The organism is Clostridium sp. KLE 1755 (assembly GCF_000466465.2).
GTDB classification, from domain to species: domain Bacteria; phylum Bacillota; class Clostridia; order Lachnospirales; family Lachnospiraceae; genus Eisenbergiella; species Eisenbergiella porci.
On sequence record NZ_KE992667.1, the window covers coordinates 71,521 to 77,597 of the forward strand.

The window sequence follows — 6,077 nt, forward strand, 5'->3', positions numbered from 1 at the left end:
GGCCATTTATTTCACATCCCGGTGGCTTAATGTCAGTCCATAGTTCCCTTTATCCTTCATGCGCCCGTACAGTTCATTTGCAAGCGTCACGCTGCGGTGTTTTCCTCCGGTACAGCCTATGGCAACCACCAGCTGATATTTACCTTCTTTAATATAGTTGGGGATCAGAAAATGCAGCATGTCCTCCAGCCTGTCCAGAAACTGCCCGGCCTCAGGAAAACTCATCACATAATCCTGTACGCCTTTATCAAGGCCTGTCAGATATTTCAGCTCGTCAATGTAAAATGGGTTGGGCAGGAATCTCACGTCAAAAACAAGATCCGCGTCCGCCGGTATTCCGTGCTTGAAGCCAAAGGAAACAATGCTTACTATAAGATTATTATATTCCCCGTTCTGCACAAAAATTCTGTCTATTTCTTCCTTCAGCTCGCGGGTCAGCAGCTTGGAAGTATCTATGATATAATCCGCCTGTTTTTTCATGGCGGTAAGGATTTCCCTTTCCCTGCGGATGCCGCTCTCAATCCGGTTGTCCTCCGGAGTAGCCAGGGGGTGTACCCTGCGGCTTTCCTTATAACGCTTCATCAGGGTTGCATCGCTGGCATCCATAAAAAGGATTTCAAAAACAAAGCCGTTCTGGCGCATCTTATTCAGTATTTTCATGGCATCGCCAAAGGACTGGTCGGCCCTCACATCCAGCCCCAGCGCAGCTTTGGATATTTCGTTATTGGGCATCATGAGCAGTTCCATGAACTTCTCAATTAAAGGCACCGGCAGGTTGTCCACGCAGAAAAATCCTGAATCCTCAAGCATTCTCATGGCTGTGCTCTTGCCCCCGCCGCTCATTCCCGTCACAATTACGAATCTCACCTTTTATACCTCCTGCATACCGCAGGCCTGCCTGCGATACTGCATAAATCAGTAGTTTGAAAGGAATCTTACGCTTCCCTTCCGTATTCCGGCAGGCAGAACGAAAGCCCCTGCAGGGGCCTCCGTTTACCCGTTTCATACTGTTAAAAGCGCTGTCCACACAAAGGACAGCCGCCTAAAAATCTCCCAGGAAAATAACCTCCGGCTCCAGCGTGACTCCGAATTTTTCCTTTACAGTCTCAATGACCTCCTGGATCAGCTCCGCAATGTCCGCCGCTACTGCCGTGCCGTCATTAATCACGAAGCCGCAGTGCTTTTCGGACACCCGCGCGCCGCCGATTCTGGCGCCCCTCATACCGCTGTCCATAATGAGCTTTCCGGCAAAGTGGCCTTCCGGCCTCTTAAAGGTACTGCCCGCGCTGGCGTATTCCAGCGGCTGCTTTTCCTTCCGTCTTGCCGTCAGTTCATTCATTCTGGCAAGGATCGCCTCCCTGTCACCCTCCTGGAGCCTCATGGAAACCTGGAGCACCACATAAGGCCTGTTTTTGATTACGCTGTTGCGGTAACCGAACTCCATGGTTTCATTGTCAAGGTCCAGTATGCTTCCGTCCTTGTACATCACCTGTACGGATTCCACGATATTGCGCATTTCGCCGTCATAGGCCCCTGCGTTCATCTTGACGCCTCCGCCCACGCTTCCCGGGATGCCGGAGGCAAATTCCATTCCGGCCAGGCCGTTTTCCATGGCCACCCTGGCGGCTGCGGACAGCAGTACGGAAGCCCCCGCCGTCAGAAGCGTCCCTTCCACCGTAAGATGGTTGAAATCACCGCCCAGCCGGATGATGACTCCCCGGTAGCCCTTATCCCCTACCAGCAGGTTGCTTCCGTTGCCAAGGATAAAATAAGGCCGCTCCACAAGATTCAGGTATTTGATTATTTTTTCCAGTTGTTTACTATTCTCGACAGTTACAAATACCTCTGCCGGTCCTCCCACCCGGAAGGTGGTATGCTTGTGCATGGGTTCCTCCAAAAGGATGTTCTCTGCCGGTACCACACTTTCCAGATATTCTATCAAAGCTCTACTCACTTGTGCTCCCATTCCTCATAAACTTAAAAATATATTATGCCGTATCCGGCGCTTTTAGTCCAGCACCATCTTTGCCGCTCCGTAAATACCGGCGTCATTTCCCAGGGTCGCCAGCGCAAACAGCGCGCCCCTGCTTCCTGCGAAGACATAAGGTATGTAATTCTTCTGGATATAATCCAGCAGAATCGGGCCTGCTTTGGATACGCCGCCGCCGATTACAAAAATTTCCGGATTCACAACACCTGCAATGTTGGCAAGCTCCTTACCCAGGATTTCACCGAACTGCTCCGCCACCTCGATTGCCAGCTCATCCCCTGCCTTTACCGCATCAAATACGGTCTTGGCGGAAATGCTGTCGTTCCCTCTCAGGCTGCTGGGCTTATCGTCAGCCGCCAGCCTGCGCTTTGCAAGCCTTACGATACCGGTTGCGGAGGTGTACTGCTCCAGGCAGCCGTAATTGCCGCAGTTGCACATTTCCTGCTCGCCGTCCATCACATGGATGTGTCCGATTTCCCCTGCGGCTCCCGTGGCCCCGGAAAGAATTCTGCCGTCGGCGATGATGCCGCCGCCAACGCCGGTTCCCAGCGTAACAGCCACCAGGTTCTTATGGCCCTGGCCGCCGCCCTTCCACATCTCTCCCAGAGCGGCCACGTTAGCGTCATTGCCTGCCTCTACGGGAATGTTCAGAAGTCCCTGCAGCTGGTTCTTAATGCTGAAGGTTCCCCAGCCCAGGTTTACGGCATTATAAACGGTTCCTTCCCCGTCAATGGGACCGGGAGCGCCTACGCCCACGCCGATAACATCTTCCCTGGAAATCTCACGCTCTTTCATCTTGTCCAGAATGCTGGCAGCAACGTCGGGCAGGATCGCCTCGCCGCCGTTGGCCGTCCTTGTGGTAATCTCCCATTTTTCCAGAAGGGTTCCCTCCGTATCAAAGCAGCCCAGCTTGACGGTGGTGCCTCCCACATCTACTCCGAAACAGTACTTTGCCATAATCAATCGTCCTCCTCATCTTCTTCTCTTCTGCGGGCCAGGGAATTCTGGACACGGGTGTACAGCTCCTGCGCCGCGTTATAGCCCATCTTCTTCTGGCGGTGGTTAACTGCCGCAGATTCACAGATAATGGCCAGATTACGTCCGGGACGGATGGGAATATTGTGGCAGACAACCTTGTTGCCCAGATAATCCGTATATTCCTCCTCCAGACCGAGTCTGTCGTATTCCTTATCCTTATTCCAGTCCTCCAGACGGATCACCAGATCAATGGACTGGGTATCCTTTACGCTGGAAACACCGAACAGCGTCTTTACATCAATGATTCCAATACCGCGAAGCTCAATGAAATGCTTTGTGATATCAGGCGCATTGCCAATCAGCGTATCATCGCTGACCTTGCGGATTTCCACCACGTCGTCGGATACGAGACGGTGTCCTCTCTTAATCAGCTCAAGCGCCGCCTCGGATTTACCGATTCCGCTCTCTCCGGTAATCAGCACGCCTTCTCCATAAACGTCCACCAGCACGCCGTGCACGGAAATGCAGGGCGCCAGCATCACATTCAGCCAGCGGATAATTTCCGCCATAAAAGCGGAGGTCGCCTTCTTTGTCATCAGGATAGGCACATTTTTTTCCTTTGCTATCTGCAGGAAAAGAGGGTCGGGATGAAGCTCCCTGGAAAATACGATACAGGGGATGGGATAGGACAGCAGCTGGTTATAAATCTTGTTCTTCCTCTCCTCCGTCATCGCTTCCATATAGGTATATTCCACAAAGCCGATAATCTGCAGGCGGGTGGCCTCGTAATGCTCAAAATACCCCGCCATCTGCAGCGCCGGCCTGTTGATGTCCGGCTGGGTGATTTTGATCCCCTTGACATCGATTTCCGGTGTCAGGTTTTCCAGTTTCATTTTCTCAATGATCTGTGTTAGATTCACATGTGACATACCTTGTCCTCCACTTTTATATTTTCCGCTGTTATACATATATCGCTGCGCGTTTATCTTTGCTTATTTTACCACAGAACCATGAAAAAAAGAATAGATTTCTTCCGCGATATGCTCCGGTATCTCCGGCACCTGGGAAAGCTGCGCCGCGTCCGCCGAACGGATGTCGTCTATGGACTTGAAATGCCGCATCAGCGCCTTGCGCCTCGCAGGCCCCACGCCGGGAATATCGTCCAGCACGGAGCGCACCTGTTCCTTACTCCGCAGGGAGCGGTGGTATTCTATGGCAAACCGGTGGGCCTCATCCTGGATGCGGGTAATCAGCTTAAAGCCCTCGCTGCGGGTGTCTATCTCAATTTCTTCATTCTGGTAGTAAAGCCCTCTGGTACGGTGGTTGTCATCCTTCACCATGCCGCACACCGGAATATCAATATGCAGCTCCTCCAACACCTGCTTCGCCACGTTCACCTGGCCCTTGCCGCCGTCCATCAGCAGCAGATCCGGGAATTTGGTAAAGCTGCCGAATTCCTTTTCCAGCTGTTTCTCCTGCAGCTCCTTCGCTTCCTCCATACCGTGGAGGAACCGCCTGGTAAGGACCTCCTTCATGCAGGCGTAATCATCCGGGCCGGACACTGTGCGGATTTTGAATTTCCTGTAATCGCTCCGCTTCGGTTTTCCTTTTTCATAAACCACCATGGAGCCCACGTTCTCAAAGCCGCTGATGTTGGAAATATCGAAGGCCTCCATCCGGCTGATTTCAGGCAGGGAAAGAAGCGCGCAGATTTCCTTCACGGCGCCGATGGTCCTACCCTCCTCCCGCTTGATGCGCTCCCTGTCCTTGCTCAGGACAAGCGCCGCATTGGTAGCGGCAAGCTCCACCAGCTTTTCCTTGGTCCCCTTTTTGGGCACCCGGATATGGACGCGGCTTCCCCTGCGGTTGCTGAGCCACTGCTCCACAATCTCCGTATCCTCAATTTCCTCCTGCAGCATCAGCTCCCTGGGCACAAAAGGCGTTCCCGCATAGAACTGCTTGACGAAGTCCAGGAGTATCTGGGCCGAGGTGCTGTCCGAAATATGCGTCATATAAAAATGCTCCCTGCCGATCAGCCTGCCGTCCCGGACAAAAAACACCTGGACCACCGCATCGTTATCATCCTTGGCAAGGGCGATAATGTCCTTATCCTCCCCGTTGCTGTCCGTGATTTTCTGCTTCTGGGCTACCTGCTTCACACTGTTGTACAGATCCCGGTAGCGGATAGCCTCTTCAAAATCCAGGCTTTCCGACGCTTCCTCCATCTTCTGCTGCAAATCCGTAAGTATGGGCTTGAAGTTGCCGTTCAGGAAATCAAGCGCCTTATCCACCTGCTCCCGGTATTCTTCTTTGGTAATCATTCCCTGGCAGGGCGCGCTGCACTGTCCGATATGATAGTTGAGGCAGGGCCTGTCCAGACCGATATCCCTGGGAAGCACCCGGTTACAGGTCCGCAGACGGTACAGCTTATTGATCAGCTCTATGGTGTCCTTCACCGCCGCGGCGGAAGTAAAGGGCCCGAAATACCTGGATTTATCCTTTTTCATCTGTCTGGAAAAAAGGACTCTTGGATATTCTTCCCCTGTTGTCACTTTAATATAAGGATAGGTTTTATCATCCTTAAGCATGGTGTTGTAGCGCGGGCTGTGCTCCTTAATCAGATTGTTTTCCAGCACCAGCGCTTCCAGCTCGGAATCCGTAACTATATATTCAAATCTGGCGATTTTAGTCACCATTTTTTCTATTTTGGGGCTTTTATTTGTGCTCTCCCGGAAATAGGAACGCACCCGGTTGCGCAGACTGATGGCCTTTCCCACATAAATAATCGTGTCATCCTTGTCATGCATAATGTAGACACCGGGCTTGGGGGGGAGCTTTTTCAGTTCTTCTTCGAAGTTAAACATATGTTTTTCCTCCCTGCGGGTGTAAAAGTGTATAGCGACAAAATATATGGCGGCATCAGGAGACTGCCGACAGGAAAAGGGATTCTTACTTTATCTTAACATAAGAATCCCTTATCCGTAGCTTTTTTTATGAATTTAATGTCCCGCCTCGCTTTGTTTCCTGCGAGGGAAGCTTAATTACAGGTTATTTCCTGTCTGTCGGCGGAAGAACCGTATTGGAAAACTTGCCTACCGGGCCGGCGGGG

5 protein-coding genes are annotated in these 6,077 nt (G+C 52.1%); all 5 read right to left on the bottom strand.

What is annotated here, in order from left to right; all coding sequences use genetic code 11:
• Nucleotides 1-6: 6 nt before the first annotated feature.
• The 5 genes from rapZ to uvrC all read right to left on the bottom strand — a co-directional run bounded on the left by rapZ (nucleotide 7) and on the right by uvrC (nucleotide 5,832).
• Nucleotides 7-867: an RNase adapter RapZ gene (gene rapZ, locus HMPREF1548_RS04755; protein WP_025488332.1), complete on the bottom strand. Its 861-nt coding sequence runs from the start codon at nucleotides 865-867 to the stop codon at nucleotides 7-9.
• 175 nt (nucleotides 868-1,042) lie between these two features.
• Nucleotides 1,043-1,954, bottom strand: coding sequence for a UDP-N-acetylmuramate dehydrogenase (gene murB / locus HMPREF1548_RS04760; protein ID WP_276945384.1), 912 nt, complete (start codon nucleotides 1,952-1,954; stop codon nucleotides 1,043-1,045).
• A gap of 54 nt (nucleotides 1,955-2,008) precedes the next feature.
• A complete protein-coding gene (locus tag HMPREF1548_RS04765; RefSeq protein ID WP_021634667.1) occupies nucleotides 2,009-2,947 on the bottom strand; it encodes an ROK family glucokinase in 939 nt (312 codons plus the stop codon).
• Nucleotides 2,948-2,949: 2 nt separating this feature from the next.
• Nucleotides 2,950-3,897, bottom strand: a complete 948-nt coding sequence (gene hprK / locus HMPREF1548_RS04770) for an HPr(Ser) kinase/phosphatase (RefSeq protein WP_025488330.1) — start codon at nucleotides 3,895-3,897, stop codon at nucleotides 2,950-2,952.
• Nucleotides 3,898-3,960: 63 nt separating this feature from the next.
• Nucleotides 3,961-5,832, bottom strand: coding sequence for an excinuclease ABC subunit UvrC (gene uvrC, locus HMPREF1548_RS04775; RefSeq protein ID WP_021634669.1), 1,872 nt, complete (start codon nucleotides 5,830-5,832; stop codon nucleotides 3,961-3,963).
• Between the last annotated feature and the right edge of the window lie 245 nt (nucleotides 5,833-6,077).